Source organism: Chitinophaga skermanii (assembly GCF_003259335.1).
Lineage (GTDB): Bacteria > Bacteroidota > Bacteroidia > Chitinophagales > Chitinophagaceae > Chitinophaga > Chitinophaga skermanii.
In genome coordinates this window covers 65,500-88,985 of the sequence record NZ_QLLL01000014.1, presented here as the reverse complement: position 1 = coordinate 88,985, position 23,486 = coordinate 65,500, and the positions used below count along the sequence as shown (strand labels likewise).

The 23,486-nt window shown below is 44.9% G+C and carries 4 protein-coding genes; 2 read left to right on the top strand and 2 right to left on the bottom strand.

What is annotated here, in order from left to right:
- The first annotated feature begins 3 nt into the window (after nt 1-3).
- Both LX64_RS24760 and LX64_RS24755 read left to right on the top strand, forming a co-directional pair.
- Entirely contained in the window at nt 4-642 is a 639-nt protein-coding gene (locus tag LX64_RS24760) for a response regulator transcription factor (RefSeq protein ID WP_111600391.1), read from the top strand.
- A gap of 55 nt (nt 643-697) precedes the next feature.
- Nucleotides 698-1,300, top strand: coding sequence for a 5'-methylthioadenosine/S-adenosylhomocysteine nucleosidase family protein (locus tag LX64_RS24755; RefSeq protein WP_111600390.1), 603 nt, complete (start codon nt 698-700; stop codon nt 1,298-1,300).
- Nucleotides 1,301-1,389: 89 nt separating this feature from the next.
- Here the strand turns inward: LX64_RS24755 and LX64_RS24750 are convergent, their stop codons facing one another.
- Both LX64_RS24750 and LX64_RS24745 read right to left on the bottom strand, forming a co-directional pair.
- Complete coding sequence (locus tag LX64_RS24750; protein ID WP_111600389.1) at nt 1,390-1,836, bottom strand: hypothetical protein; 447 nt, start codon at nt 1,834-1,836, stop codon at nt 1,390-1,392.
- Between the two features lie 154 nt (nt 1,837-1,990).
- On the bottom strand, nt 1,991-23,308 hold the full coding sequence (locus LX64_RS24745) for an Ig-like domain-containing protein (RefSeq protein WP_111600388.1): 21,318 nt from the start codon (nt 23,306-23,308) through the stop codon (nt 1,991-1,993).
- Between the last annotated feature and the right edge of the window lie 178 nt (nt 23,309-23,486).

Genomic DNA, 23,486 nt, shown 5'->3' with positions numbered 1-23,486 from the left:
ACAATGAAAATTAGCATCGGGATCATCGACGATCACCAATTGTTCTTAAAATCTTTGGCGCTTATGTTGGAGAGTTTCAAAACATACGACGTCGTCATCGAAGCCCTCAACGGCCAAGACCTTCAACAAAAACTCACCCCCCACAACACCCCCGAAATGATGCTCATCGACGTGAACATGCCGATCATGGACGGCATTGCCACGGCTGCGTGGCTTCATAAAAATCACCCTACTATTAAGCTGGTAGCCCTTTCTATGAATGAAACCGACGATGCCATCCTAGGCATGCTAAAAGCCGGTTGCTGTGCGTACTTGTTGAAAGACACGCACCCCAATACCCTCGAAAAAGCATTACAAGAAATTCACGAGCAAGGCTTCTACAATGCCGATGCCGCCAATGTAAACTTCCGACGACTCCTCATGCGCGAACAAGAACAAGCCGCGTTACACATTACCCCGAAAGAACGCGCATTCCTCCAGCATGCTTGTAGCGATATGACCTACAAGCAAATAGCCCAAAAGATGGGTATTACCGAAAAAACAGTAGAAGGTTACCGAGAGGCCCTCTTTGCGAAAATGCACGTGCAGAGCCGGGTGGGCTTATGCTTGGAAGCCATTCGCAAAGGAATTGTACAATTGTAAGCGCCGGAAACCTTACTTTTGCGTTCGTTTAAAATACAAAACAGGAATAACAGCTATGAACGCAACGATTGTCAACTTATTAAAGGAGCAACCTCTATTTGTATTTGCATTGAGTTATGAAGCGGCGGAAGAGTTCGTTGAATACGATCCTTTGTTCGTGGGAATCGGTAAAGTAAATGCAGCTTACCACCTTACCAAGGCGATTGCACAAAAGAAACCCAGCATTATCGTAAACCTCGGTTCTGCCGGTAGCAGCACGTTTAAACGTGGTGAGATTGTGTGCTGCACGAAGTTTATCCAACGTGACATGGATGTGCGCGGTTTGGGGTTCGAGTTGTATGAAACGCCTTTGTCGGGCATACCTACGGTATTGGAATACGGTTTAGCTGTAGAACATGCGCCTTTGGCTACCATTGGCACGGGCGATAGCTTCGAGATGGGACATGCTGTAACGGCGTATAACGTGGTAGACATGGAGGCGTATCCTTTGGCATTTATTGCACAGCAAGAGAATATACCGTTTTTGTGCTTAAAGTACATTACGGATGGTGCCGATGATAGCGCTGCGGAAGAATGGAGTGTGCAAGTGCATCATGCGGCAGTGGCTTTTAAGGCTATGATTAACGGGATGTTGGAAACAGAAGTGAAAGTAAGCTAAGCAGTGTAGCGCTTTGTAAATAAATAAACCCCGTTGCAGCTAATTGCGCAACGGGGTTTTAACTTGTACCCAAAGAAAGAATGTATGTATTAAGCGTATGTTGGCTCATCTTCCGAATCGTAATCAGCACCCACCATCAACGCGTATAAGAATCCTCCCATTGCAATTAAGAAAGCAGCATACGGCATGATCGACAAATCCATCATGGCAGTCGCTATTTTTATCAACTCTACACTTCCATCTAATGTCTTGAAGCTGTATATATAATAACCAACAGCAGCCATATTAATCACGCTACCTAAAATAAAGATTACGCGCTTCGTATTGAAGGTAATGGCAGGAATGACTGATACTACAAGCATGGCTAAACAACAGAGCGCATTAATCTTACCCGAATCTGTATCATACCCATTTACCCCTGGCATGCTGTTCATCGATACCCCCAATAAAGATCCTGTAAATTTAATCCATGCGAATACAGATGAAATAATACCCAAAGTAGATAAGATAGCAAAGGTTAAGGCCCGACGGTCCATATGAAATGTTTATAGGTTAAATAATAACACAATATATAGATATTATAATTAATATTAATAATTTTTCTACAAGCGCTCTATCTCCCCTATTGGTAAAAAAAATTCCCAGGTACAGACGTACCCGGGAACCTGTTACTGTTGATATAAAAAACAATTACCGCATCAATTCTATCCATCCTGTGAGGACGCGTTTTCCTTCAGGCGCGTTGATTTCAAGGATGTAGTAATATGTGCCTTGGAGGAGTTTTTCTGCCGTCCAAGAATTGTCATAATTCTTATTGTGGTACACTTGGTTACCCCAACGGTTGTAGATCGTTAAACGGGAGTTTGGATAGCGATCTAATCCACCGAAGATCAAGCGATCATTTTTACCATCGCCATTTGGTGTGAAGGCGGTTGGGGTGTAAATGTCTCTTGGCGCAACAACAATTGGTGTTGGTGTTTGCTCGCTTGGGGTGCCATCGTTGTTTGGATCTACATTTCTACCGTCTGTCGACAAGTCGGTAATGCGTTGGTTATTGAAGAAGCCTACCAGTGTAGCCACGTTATTGTAGGTACCATATGTTCCATGTGGTGTTACATTGAACGACAGCGTAATGCTATCCAGCGCGCCTACCGCCAATGTACTACCCGTCGATAACAAGTTAATGTTTGCAGCACCATTGTAGCTAGCGTTGGCAATTAAGTTGCCGCTTGCACTGATCGACCTAATTCGGTATGTCAGCGGTGCTGGGAATACATTCGATAAGTTATCTTCTACTTGAACATTTGTGATAGGTACATTACCCATATTGCGCACAGTGAATGTTAACGAAATGGTAGATGTTCCATCATTTTCCAGTTTCGAACTTGCCACCGCTTTCGCGATACCGATCACCGGTTTCAATCCAATTCTTACATCAATAATCAACCTAGCGTTCGCGCAAGCCTGCGGCGTTGCATTGTCGCATATACGGTAGAATAAGGTGTCTAATCCTTGGAAGTTTGCATCCGGTGTATAGGTGTAACTACCATCATCGTTAAGTGTGAACGTACCATGTAATGTACCGCGCACCAGGCTAGCTAAGAGGCTATTACCATCAGGATCACTATCATTCGACAACACGTTACCCCTTATTTGTTCGCCTGCATTTGCATTCACAAACTCATCGACAGCAACCGGGGCACGGTTACCACGGATCATATTGATGATGATAGTAGCTGTATCGCACAAGCTTGGAGTACCATTATCGCATACGCGGTAAGTGATCGTATCCCTGCCTGTGAAGCCGGTATTCGGTGTATACGTGAAGTTACCTCCTAGTGTGAAGCTGAATGTACCATTCCGTGGGCCGCTTACTACGCTTGGTGTTAAACTGCTACCATCTGGATCGATATCATTTTGTAATGCATCACCTGTTACGGTTGTACCTTCCAATCCACTGAATATATCGTCTCCTGCAATTGGTTTTTCATTTGCCACTACATTGATATACAATACGGCTGTATCACATAAGTTCGGCGTACCATTGTCGCACACCCTGTATACGAGCGAATCGAGACCAGTGAAGTTCAGACTTGGAGTATACGAGAAGCTACCATTTGCCGGGAAGGTGATAGTACCATGTTGAACGTTGCTGATTACGCTAACCGTTAAGTTATCACGGTCAGGATCAGTATCATTGTCGAGTACATTACCTGTTACCGTTGTATTCGCTTTCGTGGTTACACGGTCGTTATTCGCGGTTGGTGGATGGTTACCTGTTGAGATATTGAAGACCAAGTAAGCTGTATCACATAAGCTTGGTGTACCGTTATCGCAAACTTGGTAAGATAAGGTATCGCTACCGTTGAAGTTGGTGTTTGCTGTATAACTGAAGGTACCATCGGCATTGACTGTGATGATGCCGTTTTGTACGTTCCTCACAACACTAGCCGTTAATGGTTGACCATCAGGATCGCTATCATTTGTAATAACATTTCCTGTGATGGCTACACCAGCTGGGCCAGCTTGTACATCATTCACCGCCACCGGTGCCCTGTTACCGATCGTTACATTAAAGACCAAGTAAGCCGTATCGCACAAGCTTGGGGTGCCATTGTCGCAAGCGCGGTAAATCAAGGTATCGCTACCTGCATAACCCGCATTCGCTGTGTAAGTGAAGGAGCCATCGGCATTCAGTACAATTGTGCCATGTTGTACACCGCGAACGGTACTTGCTGTAAGTGGTTGACCATCCGGATCTGCATCGTTTGCTAATACATTGCCTGTAGTTGCTGTACCGGCCGTTGCTGCTTGTACATCGTTCACCGCCACAGGTGCTTGGTTACCTATTCCTACATTGAAGACCAAGTAAGCCGTATCGCACAAGCTTGGGGTGCCATTGTCGCAAGCGCGGTAAATCAAGGTATCGCTACCCGCATAACCCGCATTCGCTGTGTAAGTGAAGGAGCCATCGGCATTCAGTACAATCGTGCCATGTTGTACACCGCGAACAGTACTTGCCGTAAGTGGTTGACCATCCGGATCTGTATCATTCGATAATACATTGCCTGTTGCTGGGCTACCGGCCGTTGCAGCTTGTACATCGTTCACCGCTACCGGTGCCATGTTACCGATCGTTACATTGAAGACCAAGTAAGCCGTATCGCACAAGCTTGGGGTACCATTGTCGCACGCGCGGTAAATCAAGGTATCGCTACCTGCATAACCCGCATTCGCTGTGTAAGTGAAGGAACCATCGGCATTCAGTACAATCGTGCCATGTTGTACACCGCGAACGGTACTTGCCGTAAGTGGTTGACCATCCGGATCACTATCATTTGTTAATACATTACCTGTTACCGCTGTTCCTGCTGTAGCTGCTACCATATCATTTACAGCTATTGGTACAGCATTCGGGATAGTAACCGTTATGAACAAGGAGGATGTTGTACACATCGACGGTATACCATTATCACATACCCTGTACACTAATGTGTCCATACCTGTGAATCCAGCATTGGCAGTGTAAGTAAACGTACCGTTACCATTCAGTACAAGCACGCCATGTTTCACATTTTGTTCTATGCTTGCAATTAGCAAGTTACCATCTGGATCACTATCGTTGGCTAATACATTACCATTCACTGGGATGCCTGCAAACGCATCTAAGTAATCTTCTATTGCCAACGGTGCACGGTTACCTTGCAATACTTGGAAGATCAAGTACGCTGTATCACAAGCTGGCGGTGTTGCATTGTTACATGCCCTGTACCTCACCGTATCAGGTCCTAAGAAGCCTGCAGCCGGGGTATAGGTAAAGCTACCATCGGCATTTAAGCTACATATACCGTGACTCGCATTGCTGATAATGCTCGCCGTTAAGCTACCTCCATCCGGATCTATATCATTACTTAGTACATTGCCGCTGGCCGAGCCGCCTACATTCAATTGTACCACATCTTCGTTCGCTACCGGTTTACCGGCCGGTGCAACTACGGTTATAATCAAACTTGCATCGCTGCATAATGATGGTACACCGTTATCGCATACCCGGTAAGTCATGGTATCGTTCCCCACGTAACCGGCACTTGGCGTGTAAGTATAAGAACCATCTGCATTGAAGGCAATTACACCATGTTTCACGTTGCTGGTTTGTGTGGCAGTTAATACGTTGCCATCTGGGTCGCTATCGTTCGCCAGTACGTTGCCGCTTACTGGGATATCTCTAATTGTACCTACGCTTTCGTTGAATACTACAGGTGCACGGTTGCCTTGTACCACTGTAATGATAACATAAGCGGTATCACATTGTGGCGGCGTTTCATTGCTGCATGCACGGTATGCAATACTATCGAGGCCTACATAACCTGGCGTTGGCGTGTATGTAAAGCTACCATCCGGGTTCAAGTTGAAAGTACCATGCGCGGCCGGTGTTACCACGGAGGCTGTTAAGCTGCCGCCATTGGTAGCGATATCGTTCGTTAACACGTTGCCCGTTGTTGGGATGCCCGGCGTTGATTGAACATTATCACTATTGGCAATTGGTGCTGCTTGTGGTGCATTTACGGTGAAGATCAACGTAGCAGTATCACATAAGCTAGGCACGCCGTTATCGCATACTTGGTACACCAAGGTATCATTGCCTACATAGTTCGCCGCCGGTGTATAGTTAAAGCTACCACCTGCACCTAGTACCATCGTACCATGCGTTATGTTTTTAACCACGCTTGCCGTTAAGGCATTGCCATCGGGATCGGTATCATTTGCTAATACATTACCTGTTACAGCTACACCTGCAATAGCGCCCAAGTTTTCATTATTCGCTATCGGTGCACGGTTACCTTGACCAACAGTTATGACTAAAATCGCGGTATCGCAGAGGCTTGGCGTACCGTTGTCGCATACGCTGTATACCAAAGTATCGGTACCAATGTAGCTGAGATCTGCGGTATATGTATATGTACCGTCGCTGTTGAAGCTGCATGCGCCATGTGAAACATTCTTCACAACACCTGCTACTACAGCATTACCATCTGGATCGCTGTCGTTCGCTAATACATTACCGGTTACCGTTACACCCGCTACTGCTGTTTTGCTATCATCTACCGCTACCGGGGCCCTATTGCCTTGGATAACGTTGAAGATCAACAACGCGCTATCACACATTGGCGGTGTAGCGTTGTTACATGCCCGGTAAATAACGGTATCGTTACCAAAGAAGCCTGCATTTGGTGTGTATGTGAAGGAGCCATCAGCGTTAAGGTTGAAGGTTCCATTCGCAGCCGGTTTCACTATAGAGGTAGTTAATGGTCGGCTGCGTGGATCAATGTCGTTTGATAATACATTGCCACTGGCAGCGCCACCCGCATCTAACGATACGTTATCATCGTTTGCCACTGGTTTTTCTGCCGGTAAGATGACTGTGAATACGGCGATGGCTGTATCACAAAGGGCAGGTTGACCAATGTCACAAATCATGTACACCAATGTATCTTGGCCACCGAAGGTAGCATTAGGTGTATAGGTGTAAGCGCCGTTTAGGTTGAATGTTAATGTACCATTCTTCACATTCGTGATCAAAGTAGCCTGGATGAGATTTCCATCTGGATCACTATCATTCGACATTACATTGCCGTTCAGTTCAATACCTGCCACCGCTGTTGCCGCATCGTTGTTCGCGATTGGTGCACGGTTACCTTGATCAATTGTGAAGATCAATAAGGCCGTATCACACAATGGCGGTAACGAATTATCACAAGCGCGGTAGATCACGGTATCTATTCCTACGAAACCTACATTCGGTGTATACGTGAAGCTACCATTTGCATTGAGCGCAAATACGCCATTCCCTGCATTCTTCACAATAGAAGCTGACAATGGATCGCCTTCTGGATCGGTATCATTTGCTAACACATTACCACTAGCACTATTACCAGAGAATAAGCTGATACGATCGTCGTTAGCGAGTGGTTTACCATTCAGATTCGTTACCGTGAAGATCAACATAGCTGTATCACAAAGCGTTGGCGTACCATTATCGCACACGCTGTATACCACGGTATCTGTACCCGCGTAGCCACCATCTGCTGTATACGTATAGCTACCATCGGCATTGAATGCCAAGAAGCCGTGCTGTACATTGCGCAGTAAAGTCGCTACTAAAGCATTACCATCTGGGTCTGTATCGTTCGATAATACATTACCGATTACCGGGATACCATCTATCGCGTTAACTACATCATCGATAGCTAACGGCGGACGGTTGCCTTGTGCCACGTTGAAGATGATGAAGCCTTGTGAACAAGCTGGAGGTACACGGTTATCACATGCTTGGTAAATTACCGTATCAATACCCACAAAGCCCACATTCGGTGTATAGGTGAAGGTACCATCAGTGTTCAATACCACCACCCCGTTGCTCGCATCTTTCACGATAGACACCGTTAACGGATCACCATCTGGATCACTATCGTTATTCAATACATTGCCATTTGCTGTTCCTCCCGATACCAACGACACATTATCATTCACCACTACAGGTGCACGGTTAGCAATAGTTACTGTGAACACTAAGCTAGCTGTAGCACATTGTGATGGAATACCATTATCACACACGCGGTATACCAAGGAATCTAATCCCACGAAGCCCGCACCCGGTGTATAAGTATAGCTACCATCGCCATTGAGTACCAAGCGACCATGTTGTACATTTTGCTGTACACTAGCGATGAGCAAGTTGCCATCTGGATCACTATCATTTGTTAACACGTTGCCACTAACCGGGATACCTGCAAGCGCTGCTTGTGCATCATTTACGGCTACCGGTGCACGGTTACCTTGTATAACGTTGAAGATCAATAAGGCTGTATCACAAGCAGGCGGTGTTGCATTATTACATGCCCTATATCGTACTGTATCGGAACCGGCATAGCCCGTGTTTGGTGTGTAAGTATAACTACCATCCGCGTTCAAGGCAAATGTACCGTTACTAGCTCCCGTAATTGTACTAGCCACCAATGTGCCACCGACAGGGTCTATGTCATTCGTTAATACATTGCCACTGACGCTACTACCACTATTCATCTTCACTACATCATCGTTGGCTACCGGTTTATCGGCAGGGGCTAATACGGTGATGATCAAGCTTGCGTCACCACATAATGGTGGCACACCATTGTCACATACGCGGTAGTGCAAGGTATCGTTACCTACGTAGCCCGGTGTTGATGTGTACGTATAAGATCCATCCGAGTTGAAGGCGATAATACCATATTTCACATTGGCTGTTTGTGTAGCCGTTAACACGTTACCATCTGGATCAGTATCGTTTGCTAATACATTACCTACTACAGGAATACCCGAAATAGTAGTTACGCTTTCGCCCACAATTACAGGTGCGCGGTTGCCTTGGATGACTGTGACGATTAAGTATGCTGTATCACATTGTGGAGGCGTTGCATTGTCGCAAGCGCGGTATGCAATACTATCGATACCTACAAAGCCTGTTGCAGGTGAGTAGGTGAAGGTACCATCTGCGTTGAGTGCGAAAGCACCATGACTAGCATTCTTCACAATAGAAGCCGTTAAGCTACCACCGTTGGTCGACAAGTCGTTCGACAATACATTGCCGCTTGTGCTACCGTTAGATGCTACTTGGAAATGATCGTTGTTTGCGATTGGAGCACCTTGTGGAGCGCTAACGATGAAGATCAACGTTGCAGAATCACAGAGGCTAGGAATACCGTTATCGCATAAGCGGTATACCAAGGTATCATTACCTACATAATTAGCTGCAGGTGTATAAGTGAAGCTACCTGCTTCATTGAGGTTGAATGTACCATGTGTAATATTTCTAATCATGCTCGCTGATAACGTGTTACCATCAGGATCAGTATCGTTCGACAATACGTTACCTGTTACGGATAAACCGGCTACAGCATTCACTACTTCATCATTACCCACCGGTGCACGGTTACCTTGTCCTACGGTAATCACCAACATAGCGGTGTCGCAGCGGCTTGGTTTGCCGTTATCACATACTTGGTAGATTAATGTATCATTACCTATGAAGTTCAATACCGGAGTATATGTATACGTACCATCTGTATTGAAGTTGAATTGACCATTTGATAAACCTTTCACAACACCGGCAACTACACCATCGCCATCTGGATCGCTATCATTCGCCAATACATTACCTGTTACGGTTACCCCTGCCACCGCTGTTTTGCTATCGTCGATAGCCATTGGCGCCCTATTACCTTGAACAATTGTAAAGATAACCAAGGCACTATCACACATTGGAGGGAACTCATTCGTACAAACACTATAGATAACGGTATCTTGACCGGCGTACGATGGACCTGGCGTGTATGTAAAGGTGCCATTTGAATTGAGGGTGAAGGCACCATGTTGTGCCGGTTTCGCTACGACAACCGTTAATAGTCGACCTTGCGGATCGATATCGTTTGATAACACGTTGCCAGTAGCAGTTCCCCCGGTATTGAGGGTTACCAGGTCGTTATTCGCGACAGGTTTATCGGAAGGTAAGCTTACGGTAAACCTAGCCACTGCTGTATCACAAAGCGATGGCTTACCATCATCGCAAATGCGGTATACGAAACTATCTAAGCCTGCGAAGTTTGCATTCGGCGTATAAGTATAGCTACCGCTTTCGCTGAATGTTAAAACACCATGTTGTACTGTATTCAGGAGGTAAGCCGTAATAGCATTACCATCAGGATCGCTATCATTGATCACTACATTGCCATTCAAGGCGATACCTGCAATAGCGCTTGCAATATCATCTTGCGCTACCGGTTTGCGATTGCCTTGTTGCACAGCGAACACCAATAACGCGGTATCGCACAATGGTGGAGTTGAGTTATCACATGCACGGTACATAACAGAATCGCTACCGAAGAAGCCTGCATTTGGTGCATAAGTAAAGCTACCATTTGGATTGAGGGTGAATACACCATGGTTGGCATTCGAAATAATCGACGCTGTTAATGGATCTCCTTCCGGATCGATATCATTACTTAACACATTGCCAGATGCGTTACCACCTTCTAGCAAGCTTACTTGGTCGTTATTAGCAATTGGTTTACCATTTGGTGGACGAGATACAGTGATTACCAATACCGCTGTATCGCACAAAGATGGCAAGCCATTATCGCACACGCTGTATACCAAAGTGTCTAAACCGGTGTAGTTGCCGTTCGCTGTATAGGTAAAGCTACCATCGGCATTAAATGCCAAGCTGCCGTGTTGTACGTTGCGAAGTAAGTTCGCCACAAGGGCATTATCGTCTGGATCGCTATCATTTAAAAGTACGTTACCAATGGTCGGTACGCCATCTACGGCGCTCGCCGCGTCATTTACAGCAATTGGTGCACGGTTATTTGATAATACTTGTAAGATTAACAAGCCGGTATCGCATAACGCGGTATCACATACGCGGTAAATTAAAGTATCGGCCCCTAGCGATATACCGTTCGGTGTATAGTTGTAAGAACCGTCGGCACTTAGTATAATATTGCCTTTTGTAGTGGATTTGATGATGCTTGCAACCAACACATCGTTGTTTGCATCTGTATCGTTGATCAATACGTTTCCTGTAGCTGTATTACCTACTACAATGCTTGCTTGGTCATTCACAGCCACCGGCGCCACGTTTGGTATTACCACCCGTATAATCACCATGGCTGTATCACATTTCGATGGGTAACCGGCATCGCATACACGGTAAATCAACGTATCGTTACCTAAGAAGTTGACTGGCGCTGTATATGTAAAGTTACCCGCCGAATCTAAGCTGTATGTATTGATTGGTAATTTGATCACTGTAGGGCGAAGTGGATAAGTATCGTCGGTATCATTCCGGAATATATTGGCGCCAATTGTGTTGCCTTGAACCACTGTTAAAATATCATCCGCAGTCACTGGAGGGTTGTTGTATGCTGATATGTATAACAGGAAGCGTGAAGTATCACACAACGATGGCACCCCATTATCGCACACTTTAATATACACCGTATCTACACCCGATTCCGTAATATTCGCTACATAAGTATAATCGCCATTGGCCGACAATGTTATGCTACCTTTCGTAGGGAAGGTTAAGAGCGTTGCCGTTAATGTATCGCCTGGATTTGGTTCATAGTCATTGGCCAATACATTGCCTGTTATTGGTATACCTGCACCACAGGTTTCCAAGTTGTCGATTGCCAATGGTGGCAAGTTTGTGCTAACCACGTTCACAATTAAGGTAGCCGTATCGCACAATGCAGGACTATCATTATCGCATACTTGGTAGCGAATCGTATCTACACCTAGGAAGTTAGCCGGTGGTAAATATGTATAACTACCATTTGGTTGCATCGTGATGGTACCATTTGCCGTAGTACTTAATACTACTGCTGTTAAAGTATCGCCATTTGGAACGTTATCATTTGTTACCACGTTACCTGTACCTTGTACATTCGGTGCAATATTCAACGTATCATCATTTGCGATTGGTGGGAAGTTCACTTTGAATACGATCAAGGTGAGTTTCGCTGTATCGCATAATACCGGTTTGCCATTATCGCATACTGTATACAGTACGGTATCTATACCCATATACCCGGCATTTGGTGTATAGGTGAATGTTCCGTTCGGGTTCAGGTTAAGATTACCATGGGTAGCACCTACTAAAACTGTGGCTGTTAAAGCATCTTTGTCAACATCACTTGCATTCAATAATACATTACCGTTAGCTGTGCTATCTTTCGCCACGGCTACGGTATTATCGTTCGCAATAGGTGCATCATTTACGTCGATTACGGTAAAGATGATTGTACCTGTATCGCGCGCGCCCGATGGATCGTATACAACATACCATGTTGTATCTTGGCCGAAGAAGTTCGGATGAGGTGTATACGTGAACGAGTTGTCGGAACGAACGTTTAATACTCCATTTTTTGGTTGTACTAAAATGTATCCATTCAATACATCACCATCCACATCCGAATCGCATGTTAAAATGCCTGGTGCTAATACTGTATATGGTTCATCCTCTGGTGTTGCGTATTGTTTATCACAAGCTACAGGCGCATCATTTACCGGTAAGATGATCAATTTCACATAGGCCGTATCACACAAGCCAAATGGATCACATACTTTATACTGTACACTGTCTACTCCATTATAGTCACGATCTGGCGTATAAGTGATGGTACCATTACCATTGATTACGTAAGTGCCATGACGTAACAATGAAATTGGCGTACCTACTAGCGAATCTCCATCCACATCAATATCATTCACTAACGCGATGTTTGGATTGAATGTAATCACCGTATCTTCTGGAATCGTGAATACATCGTCGACCCCTACAGGTGCGTGGTTCACCGGTAATACATTGAGGTATACTTTTGATGAATCGCACAGGCCGCTTAGATTACATACGCGGTATGTGAAACTATCTATACTTCTAGTATATAATGGCGGGCGGTAAGTGAAACTACCATCGGCATTGAAGCTAAATGTTCCTTTCGTTGGTGGTGTAAGCAATGTAGCTGTTAACTGGTCATTATCAACATTGTTATCATTTACCAATACACCTGGTCCTGGTACATTGATCACACTGTCTTCTTTAACAGTGTATGTATCTGGTTGCGCTATTGGTTGATCTGGTCGAGGTTGAACGGTTATGTTAACAGTGCCAATTACGCAAAGCGGCGTACCGTTGTTATCGCATACTTGGTAGGTAAATACATCCTTACCGAAGAAATTCGGGTTCGGTGTATAGGTAAAGCCACCATTCGGGTTCACTACTACAGAACCGTTATTCGGAGCTACGGCTAATGAAGCTGTTAATCCTTCACCATCAACATCAAAATCATTCGCTAATACACCTGTAGAACCTTCTACCGAGTAAGTGCTATCTTCTGCCGTGGTGTAGTTATCGGTGATGGCTGTAGGTGGATGGTTACTACCTACAACGGTAAAGTAAATCTTGGTAAGCGAGCAAGCATTACTTGTATCGCATACATTATAAGTGGCACTATCCAGGCCATAGAAGTACTGGTTTGGAACGTATGTGAAACTACCATCGGAGTTTAGTTGTAAGCTACCCTTTGTAGGTCCTGTTACAAGGGTGGCACTCAAGTTCGTATCATCTATATCTTTATCATTTGCCAATACGCCTGGCGAACTAACAATTAAGGTACTGTCGCTTAATACCGTGTAATTATCGACACCTCCTAATGGTGGATCGTTCACTGGTAATAATATCACTTTAATCAACCCTGTATCGCATAAGCCATATGGATCACATACCTGGTACATAATACTATCTACACCAAAGTAGTCGCGGGCTGGTGTATAGGTATATGTTCCGTTAGGATTGCTTACATAGGTACCATGTTGTAGGTTGCCTATTGGTCGACCACTTAATGAATCACCATCAGGATCAGAATCGTTGATCAAGATAACGATTGGCGGGAATGTTATAACAGTATCTTCTGTTCTAACGAAGATATCGTCTACGGCGATTGGAGCATTGTTTACCGGCGTAATGTGAATACGGGCTATCGCTGTACTACAAGTACCGGCCACGTCACATGCACGGTACGTGAATGAATCTACCCCGTTATAATAGCGGTTCGGGATGTAACGGAAGGAACCGTTGCTATTGAATTGTAAGATACCATTGGTAGTAGTTGTTACTACCGTAGCCGACAATGGTTCATTATCGATATCCGTATCATTTACTAATACGCCTTGTGCCACTGGTATGTTCAGGGTATTATCTTCCAAGGTTGAATAATCATCGGCAGTAGCTACCGGGGGATCATTCACTGGGTTTACAGTAATTACCACGTTACCTGTATCACAAAGACTTGGTACACCATTGTCGCAAACTTGGTACGAGAATACATCGGTGCCATTGAAGTTTGGATTTGGCGTATAAGTATAGCTACCATTCGCATTTACAATAACGGAGCCATTAGCAGGAATAGTTACTAAGGTTGCCGAGAGTGTATTCGTTGGATCGGGGTCACTATCGTTAGTTAAGACATTGCCTGTTACTGTCGAATCTTCGCTGGTTGATGCCACATCATCTACGGCTACCGGTACTTCATTCGAGCCAACCACGTTGATGGTCACCTTCGCACCACTACAAGCATTGAATGGATCGCACACTTTATAGAAGAAGCTGTCAACTCCATAAAAACCAGTATTCGGTATATAGCGGAATGTACCGTTGCTATTAAATTGTAAAGTACCATTTCTTGGTAATGTATCAACACTAACCGATAGGGCATCACCATCGTATGTTTGATCGTTTTGCAATACACTGTTATTAGCATCTACTACTAACACGGTGTTTTTCGCCATGTTATAGAGATCATTAATCGCCGACGGAGTATCATTCACCGGTTCGAAGTACAAGTTTACCAACGCTGTATCGCACAAGCTTGGCACACCATTGTCGCACAGGCTGTAACGGAATGTTGCATTGCCGTTAAAGTTGAGGTTTGGCGTGAAAGTGAAGGTCCCATTTGCATTCAGTACCACAGTACCACCCACCGCATCTATTAAGGTTGAAGTGAGCGCATCATTGTCTGCATCGGCGTCATTATCTTGCACATTCCCAGTCAGCGGGGTATCTTCAGCACCACTATAGCTATCATTTTCAGCGTCTGGTCGATCATTCACTGGGTTGATAGTGATTATGACTTTATTATTTGGATTCGCACACAAACCTTGTGGATCACATACATTCACATAGAACGAGTCTAAGCCGTTATAGTTTGCTTCCGGCACGTAAGTGAATGAACCGTCAGTAGAAACCGTTACAGTACCATGTAATGGTTGGGTAGCCACTCCTGATACATAAATGCTACCACCATTTGGATCTGCATCATTCGTTAAAATGTTTCTACCTGGGCTTTGTACACGTAGGATATCGTCTTCATCCACCGTAAAGCTATCAGTTACCGCCACCGGTGGTACGTTCACTGCACCCACATTAAATGTAACCGTTGCCGAGCCACATAATCCACCTGGATCACAGGCTGTATACGTAAATGTAGCGGCACCTAAGAAGCCTGGGGCCGATGTGAATTGGAAGAAGCCATCGTTACTCAATAACAACGAGTTACCGTTGATATCTGTCGTAAACATCGGTGTTGGTGTAATAGGATCACCATCTGGATCATAATCGTTCTTGGTAAAGTAGTTACCGGTAGATTGATTACCAGCGAATGGTAACAATGGTGGAATGTTGTATACATCCGGTACAATAACCGGTGTATCATTCACTGCTGTAATCGTGAGATTCACGAATGCTGTATCACAAGCATTACTGCCATCACAAACCTTGTACGAGAATACATCGGTACCATTGTAATCTTTCACAGGCGTATAAGTAAATCCGCCTGAAGGGTTTAAGGTAACCGTACCATGGGCTGGGTTTGTAACAATTACCACCGTTAATGGATCGTCATCGGCATCTACATCATTCGACAATACACCTGGTGCAGCCACCGTTAACGGCGTATCTTCTGCCAAGGTGTAATTATCATCCGTGGCTACAGGTATATCGTTTACAGGGGTTACCACGATATGCACAATAGCATCTGCGCATGCCAACGAATTATCACAGGCGCGGTAAGTGAAGCTATCGATACCATTGTAGTTTGCATTTGGCGTATACGAGAACGTACCATTGCTATTCAATATTACGGTACCATTTACAGGGTTGATTACCACGGTAGCCGTTAACGGATCGTTTTCTGGATCTGAATCATTGAAGAGAACGCCCGCCGGAGCCACAATCGTTAATGTTTGATCTTCGGCAGTAGTGTAGTTGTCTTCTTTTGGTATAGGCGCATCGTTTACAGGCGTTACTGTAAATACCGCGAAGGCATTTGAACATGCACTTGGTGTAGCATTATCACATACGCGGTACCATAATGTATCTGTACCGTTGAAGTTATTGCTTGGTGTATACGTGAAGGCGCCGTTTGCATTGAGCGTAACGGTACCATTCAACGGTTGACGAACAATGCTGGCTGTAATTGGATCGCCATCTACGTCGGTATCATTGGCCAATACACCTGGCGCTGCTACAGTTAACGGCGTATCTTCTGCTGTTGTATACGCGTCGTTGGTAGCAGAAGGTGCATCATTTACTGGTCGTACTACCACTGTTACCGTGCCATTTGAGCACAGTTGTGGTGTATCGTTATCACATACGCGGTATACGAAAGTATCTACACCGTTGAAGTTCGGATTCGGTATATACGTGAAGCTACCGTTGCTGCTCATGGTTACCGTACCATTGGCCGGTTGAATGAAAATGCTAGAGAAGATAGGATCACCATCAATGTCGAAATCATTGAACAATACCCCTGGCGATGTAATTACCAAAGGCTTGTCTTCATCGATACTATAGTTATCGTTACCAGCTACTGGTGCGTCATTTTCCGGTGTAATATTAATGACCACTACAGCCGTATCACACAAACCACCGGCATCGCACAATCTATAGGAGAAGCTATCTACCCCGTTGTAGTTTGCATTCGGCACATAACTGAAACTACCTGTTGCATTCAAGGTAAGTGTACCATGTATAGGTCGAATTAACAACGAAGCAGTTAAGGCATCATTTTCAGTATCGGTATCATTACTCAATACGCCTGGTGCTGCAATTGTTAAGGTATTATCTTCCGCCACTGTATATACATCATTATATGCTACAGGTGCATCATTTACCGCGTTGATACGAATGAAAGCTGAATCCAAGATACAAGCGCCTTGTGGATCACATACGTTATAAGTGAAGAAATCGTTACCATTAAAATTCGCTGCAGGAACAAAGGTGAACGAGCCATTTGAATTTAAAGTAAGCGTACCATTGGCAGGCCCTTGTACCAAAGTGGCCGTTAATGGATCACCATCTACATCAGAAGAGTTGAATAACACACCTGGCGCTCCCACATTCAATGTATTATCTTCATCCACTGCGTAGCTTACCGGTGATGTTGATGGAGGATCATTAACAGGTGCAATTGTAAAGGTAACCGTAGCGATATTGCTACACAAACCGGCATTATCACAAGCCTGGTAAGTATATGAATCGGTGCCGTTATAATTGCGACCTGGTGTATAAGTGAATCCACCTGCCGCGTTGGCGGTTAACTTACCATGGGCTGGCGAGGTAATTACGTTCACGGTTAATACATCACCATCTATATCCGTATCATTGGCTAGTACCCCAGGATTCGCAATCGTCAATGGTTGATCTTCATTCAAACTATAACTATCATTCACAGCTACAGGGGCATCATTTACAGCATTTACTGTAATAGTAACAGTAGCCGTATCGCACAAGCTTGGTGTGCCGTTATCACATACGCGGTAAGTGAATACATCGGTACCATTGTAGTTTGCATTCGGTGTATAGGTGAAGCTACCATTCGGGCGTACCGTGATAGTACCATTTGTTGGGCCGGTTACGAGCGTGGTGGTTAAAGGATTGCCATCTACATCAATATCATTGGTGGTTAATGCACCTGCCGGAACATTCAATACTTGGTCTTCATCTACAGAGAAGGCATCGTTACCTGCAACCGGTTTATCATTTACGGCAGTGATGTTTAAGGTAGTTGTACCTAATCTACATGCACCACTGTTATCACACACCCGGTAAACGAAGGAATCTACACCATTGTAATTTGCATCCGGTAGATAGTTGAAACTACCATTCGGACGTAAGGTTAATGTACCATGCTTAGGCCCAGTCACCAAAGCCGCCGTAATTGCATCGCCATCTGGATCAACATCATTGGCTAATACACCTGGTGATACTACGTTCAGCGCATTATCTTCATTCAAAGTATACGTTTCATTTGCTATAACCACCGTATCGTTTACAGGTGTTACAGTAATGGAAATCGTGGCCGTATCGCACAAGCTTGGTGTACCGTTATCACATACGCGGTAGGTGATAACATCTAATCCATTGAAATCGCGGTTGGGTGTATATGTGAAGGAACCATTTGCATTCAATACAATGGTACCATTTGTTGGTGCTGTTACGAGCGCTACCGTCAATGGCTGGCCATCTACATCCACATCATTTTGTAATACGCCCGGTGCGGTGATCACTAAAGGCACATCTTCCGCTGTATTGTACGCATCATTTACTGCATTTGGCGCATCGTTTACAGGGGCAATATTAATCGTTACCGTACCCGTATCACACAATCCGCCTGCGTCACAAGCGGTATACGTGAAGGTTTCGGTGCCATTGTAGTTAGCTGCCGGTGTATAAATAAACTGGCCGTTCGATTGGAAGATGATGGAACCATGGGCCGGCTGTGTTAAAAGCGTAGCTGTTAATGGATCATTATCAGCATCGGTATCGTTTGCCAATACGCTTACGGTGGTGGTTAATTTACCATCTTCCAGCATATTGTATGTATCTGCATTCGCAACCGGTTTATCGTTTACATTACCTACGTTGAAATATACAGTAGCGGTGTCGCAAGTATTGGCAGCATCGCACACACGGTAACGTAAAGAGTCTAGTCCGAAGAAGAAGCGTGTTGGGGTGTAAGTCAATGAACCATCGGCATTCAATTGGGCTGTGCCATGTTTCACCGGTAATATTAATACCGCCGTCAATTGTTCTTTATCGGCATCTACGTCGTTTGCTAACACGCCTGGTGCCGGTAAGGTGATAGTGGTATTTTCAGATACGTTGATGTAATCGTCGGCCGCTACAGGAATATCGTTTACACTATTCACTGTTAACTTCACAGTAGCTGCGTTCGACGTTGCTCCGAGGTTATCGCGAATCGTGTAGGTGAAATCATCGGGACCGTTATAGTTCGCGATTGGGTTGTATAATACGGTACCATTTGCGTTCACGGCAACAGTGCCGAATTTAGGTTGACTAGCTATTACAATGCTCGATACATTCACGGAACCGTCACTATCAAAGTCATTAGCCGTAACATTTATATTGATAGGCTGGTCTTCATTCGTTGTAATGCTATCATTCAAAGCAAACGGTGGCTGGTTCACACGGATGGTTACGTTTGCAGAAGAGCTTGGACAAGGATCATTGGTAATCGTCCACCTAAAGATATAGGCACCTGGTACAAGGTTACTTACAGTTGTATTGTATAGGCTCGCATTATTAATTGTAGCAGGGCCAGGGCCGGTTAACTGTGTCCATGCGCCGATACCTTGTGTTGGGTTATTACCTTGTAACTGGGTAGTTGACGTAGTTAAAGGACCTTGGTCTGTACCGGCATTCGCTACAGAAGTAGTTGGTCGAACCGTGATTTGTACGATATTACTATTTATACCTGTTGCACAAGCACCAGAGGTAACTACCCTTCTAAAAATGGTGCTTTGCGTAAGCGCACCTGGTGAGTAGTTTTGACCATTATTAGTACCCGCAGCTGCCACGAAAGTGGTGCCGTTTGTGCTGCTTTGCCATAGGTAGGTAAAGGTACCAGATCCACCTGTGGCTGGTGCTCCCGCTAAAGCAGCCGGTGTGCTTCCTGTACAAATAGTTTGATCTGCAGAGATGGTATTATTGCCAATACCTGCTTGAATAGTAACGGTTACTACGTTACTGATCGCATCTGTACATCCGTCGGAACGGGTAATACGTCTATAGTAGGTAGTGGTAGAAATTGTTCCTTCGTCGTATGTAGGAGCCGTTGCACCACTAATATTTGTAAAACCTGCCGTTGCAGAAGTTGTGGATGATTGCCATTGGTATGTATACACCCCGTTACCACCTGTAGCCGCCGTTAATTGGCTGAATACATTCGGATCGCCGCTCGCACAGAAAGTTTGGTTACTGCCAATAGAACCTGCTGTTAGGCTAGGATTGATAGTTATAGTTACTACATTACTGGTCGCATCTGGACAAACCCCGCTACGTACTATTCTACGGTAATAGGTAGTAGTTGTAATTACTGGGGGATCGTATGTAGCGGCTGTCGCCGAAGCAATATCCGTGAAACCGGCCGAAGAACTTGTAGTCGACGATTGCCATTGGTAAGTATACGTACCAGTACCACCCGTTGGAGCAGCAGCAGTCAGCAAGGCTGGATCACCAGCGCCACATAATACCTGGTCGGTTGCAATGCTACCGCTTGTTAAAGTTGGTTGAACCGTTACTTTCACCACGTTACTTAATACCGGTGTTAAACAAGTCGCACTAGTAATGGCTCTACGGTAATACGTGGTAGTAGATGTTAACGGGGGATCATAGCTTGTTCCAATAGCACCGAGGATATCAGACCAGTTGGTACTATCTGAGCTTTGTTGCCATTGTATAGCGTAAATACCACTACCACCTGTTGGTGTTGTACCCACGATGTTGGCTGGGTCGCCACTTGTACAGAAGGTTGTTGTAGCTGGCGCTGTGATAGTATTATTCGTCACAGATGGGATGATCGTTACTTGTACAACATTACTATTACTAGGTGTGGTACAAGCGCCAGAAGTAACCGTTCTTCTGAAATAAGTTGTAGTTGTTAATGCCGGGGGATCATAACTGGCAGACGTAGCACCGGAAATATCTGTCCATGTACTATTGTTCAAAGAACTTTGCCATTGATATGTATACGTACCCGAGCCGCCGGAAGGTGTACTACCGGTAATAACGGAAGGATCGCCACTACCACAATATGATACTGTTAATGGCGCCGTAATTACGTTGTTCGATAAGGCCGCTTGAACGGTTAATGTAACATCGGCTGTGCTTGGTGTACAAGCACCAGAGCTGATTGTATACCTAAATACATAGGTACCTGTTTGCAAGCCGTTAACGGTAGTAGATGCCGAGTTGGGTGAAGTAAATGTTTGTGTACCCGGCCCGCTAATTTTTGTCCACGTAACTGTACCAACAGAGGCGGTGTTCCCTGTTAAAGTAGCTGAGGTAACAGCACAATAAGTTGGTGCAGCATCTCCTACAATCGTTGCCGTTGTAGGGGTATTGGAGATGGTAATGGTGTTTACTTTAATATTGTTACAACCCACACCGGAAGGAGCAGCATCACACTCGTTTTGTGGGTCTGTTGGCGGGGCAGGATCGGGATTGGTAGCATCGGGGTCGGTTACATCTGGGGGGCGCATAATACTAGCGTTGAAAGTGATGTTACTGCTGCTTGGGAAAGAAGATACCGTACCTCTAACGATGAATGTCATTACTGCGGCGTTATTCATATTGACAACGGCGCTGTATTGCGTAGTAGTTGTACTGGATGAAGTAAGCGATGCAGTGCCCGAAGTAACGGCACTGGTTACAGTAACCCCGGTTAATTCAGCTGGGAATGTAATACGTACACTGGCACCGGTTACGTTACTAGGACCGTTATTCCGAATACGCACAGTATCGATAATAGAAGCGCCTACACAGGCCGCTGTTAAGTTAGAAGAACTGAAAACAGTTTCTAAATCGGCTTCACGTAAAACAACATTGGTAGTACCTGTTAAGGGCGTACTGGTAATATAAGCCCAAGTATCTAACCCGTTTTCATTACCAAAATCGGTCGCAGAATATGACGTAGAACCCCATTTATGGCCGTTCGTAGTACTACTAATCCCAGTTGTGTTTACAACCGGGTTAGATGGAATACCTGATACCGGTACATCAGAATCATCCCAAAAGACAACATCGTTAGCCCCGCTCCCATTCGTTCGAGTAATGATGATACCATTGGGATTATTCTCTACATCAATAAAGGGAAAGTGTACTTCCCCCGCATACAAGACTACTTGTACATTAATGTTCGATATGGTGGTGGCTGTTGGTTGCCCTAAGCCATTCAATCCATTCCAATAAACAGTATTCGTTCCGGCGGTGGCAGACCCTGTAATTGATCGATCAACCGCATCGGTATACACCCCGTTATTATTTAAATCGATTCTAATGAGGAAGTTCCCATTTTGGCTTGCCGTAAAACCGATATTACCACCGGCGGGGTTCGTACCTGCCACATTCGCTGAACCTTCTACACCCGTAAAGGTGTAGTTCGATACAACTGCCGGTGTAGGTGTTATAAGCAACCAATCTGTACCCGATCGCGTGGCACCACTGGTAGGTAAATCGCTTGCCGGGCTATTAAAGAAGATTTTGTGTGTAACATCCGACTCAGTATCCTCACTACGGGGATCTTGTACATCAGCAGTAGTGATATCGTCGATAGATTTGTATAACGGGGCACCGTTTGCATCGCGGAAGCCTTTGTTATTGACGAAGAAAGTGAAACCAAATCCCGCTTGGCCGTTATTGTTCACTGTATAAATGTAACCATCGCGGGTTAATACGTTGAAGATGGCACGGAAAGTAGAAGAAATATTCCCCATGTTGGCCACAAAATTTGTTGTGAATAAACGACCTGGAATAAACGCCGTATTACCGGCATTACGAACGCTAACGTCGAATGCTGCGAGAAAGGCTGTACTGGGTTGCGACCAAGAGCCTGATGCTAAAATGGGCGATGGAGAAGTAGTATTTGTTGGACTAGGTGGGATGAAATCGATTTCCCAAATCCCGGCTTGACCGGCACCTACTGTAACAATATAGGGCACATACCCTGTTGTTACTGAACCTACGTTAGGACCGTTTACCTCCTGTGTTCTATTCGATATCCGCCCAGTTGTGGTACTTGTACCCGACGAATAATTGACGCCATTGGGAGCACGCAAATTGATAGTACCGGAACCAATACCTTGGGCGCTAGAACCCAAGAATATCCGTTCACCCACGTTCACGTATACCTTTACAGTACCGTAAGAGGTAAAGGGGAACGACACATTATACGTGGTACCACAATTAATGAATGGACGGTTACCACCGTTTGCATTCAGTTCCTTGCTACCTTCCGCAAATGCGGGGTGGCTTAATAGAGCAGACAATAAGAATAGGGCAACAAAGCGCATAAAATGGCACCATGCCCTGTAGGGGTGTAAACTTCTAATCATATCAACGTAGATATAAGTGCTGTAGCCATGATGAATAGCTACGATAAGCGATGCATTTCGAACAAATTTTTTACATAAAAAAAACGAGGAAAAGACAATGGTTTCTGCGCAAAACTAGCTCACATGCTTGCCTGGTTTTTCAGTTGTGATTTTGGATGTAATGCAGGACCAACAAAGG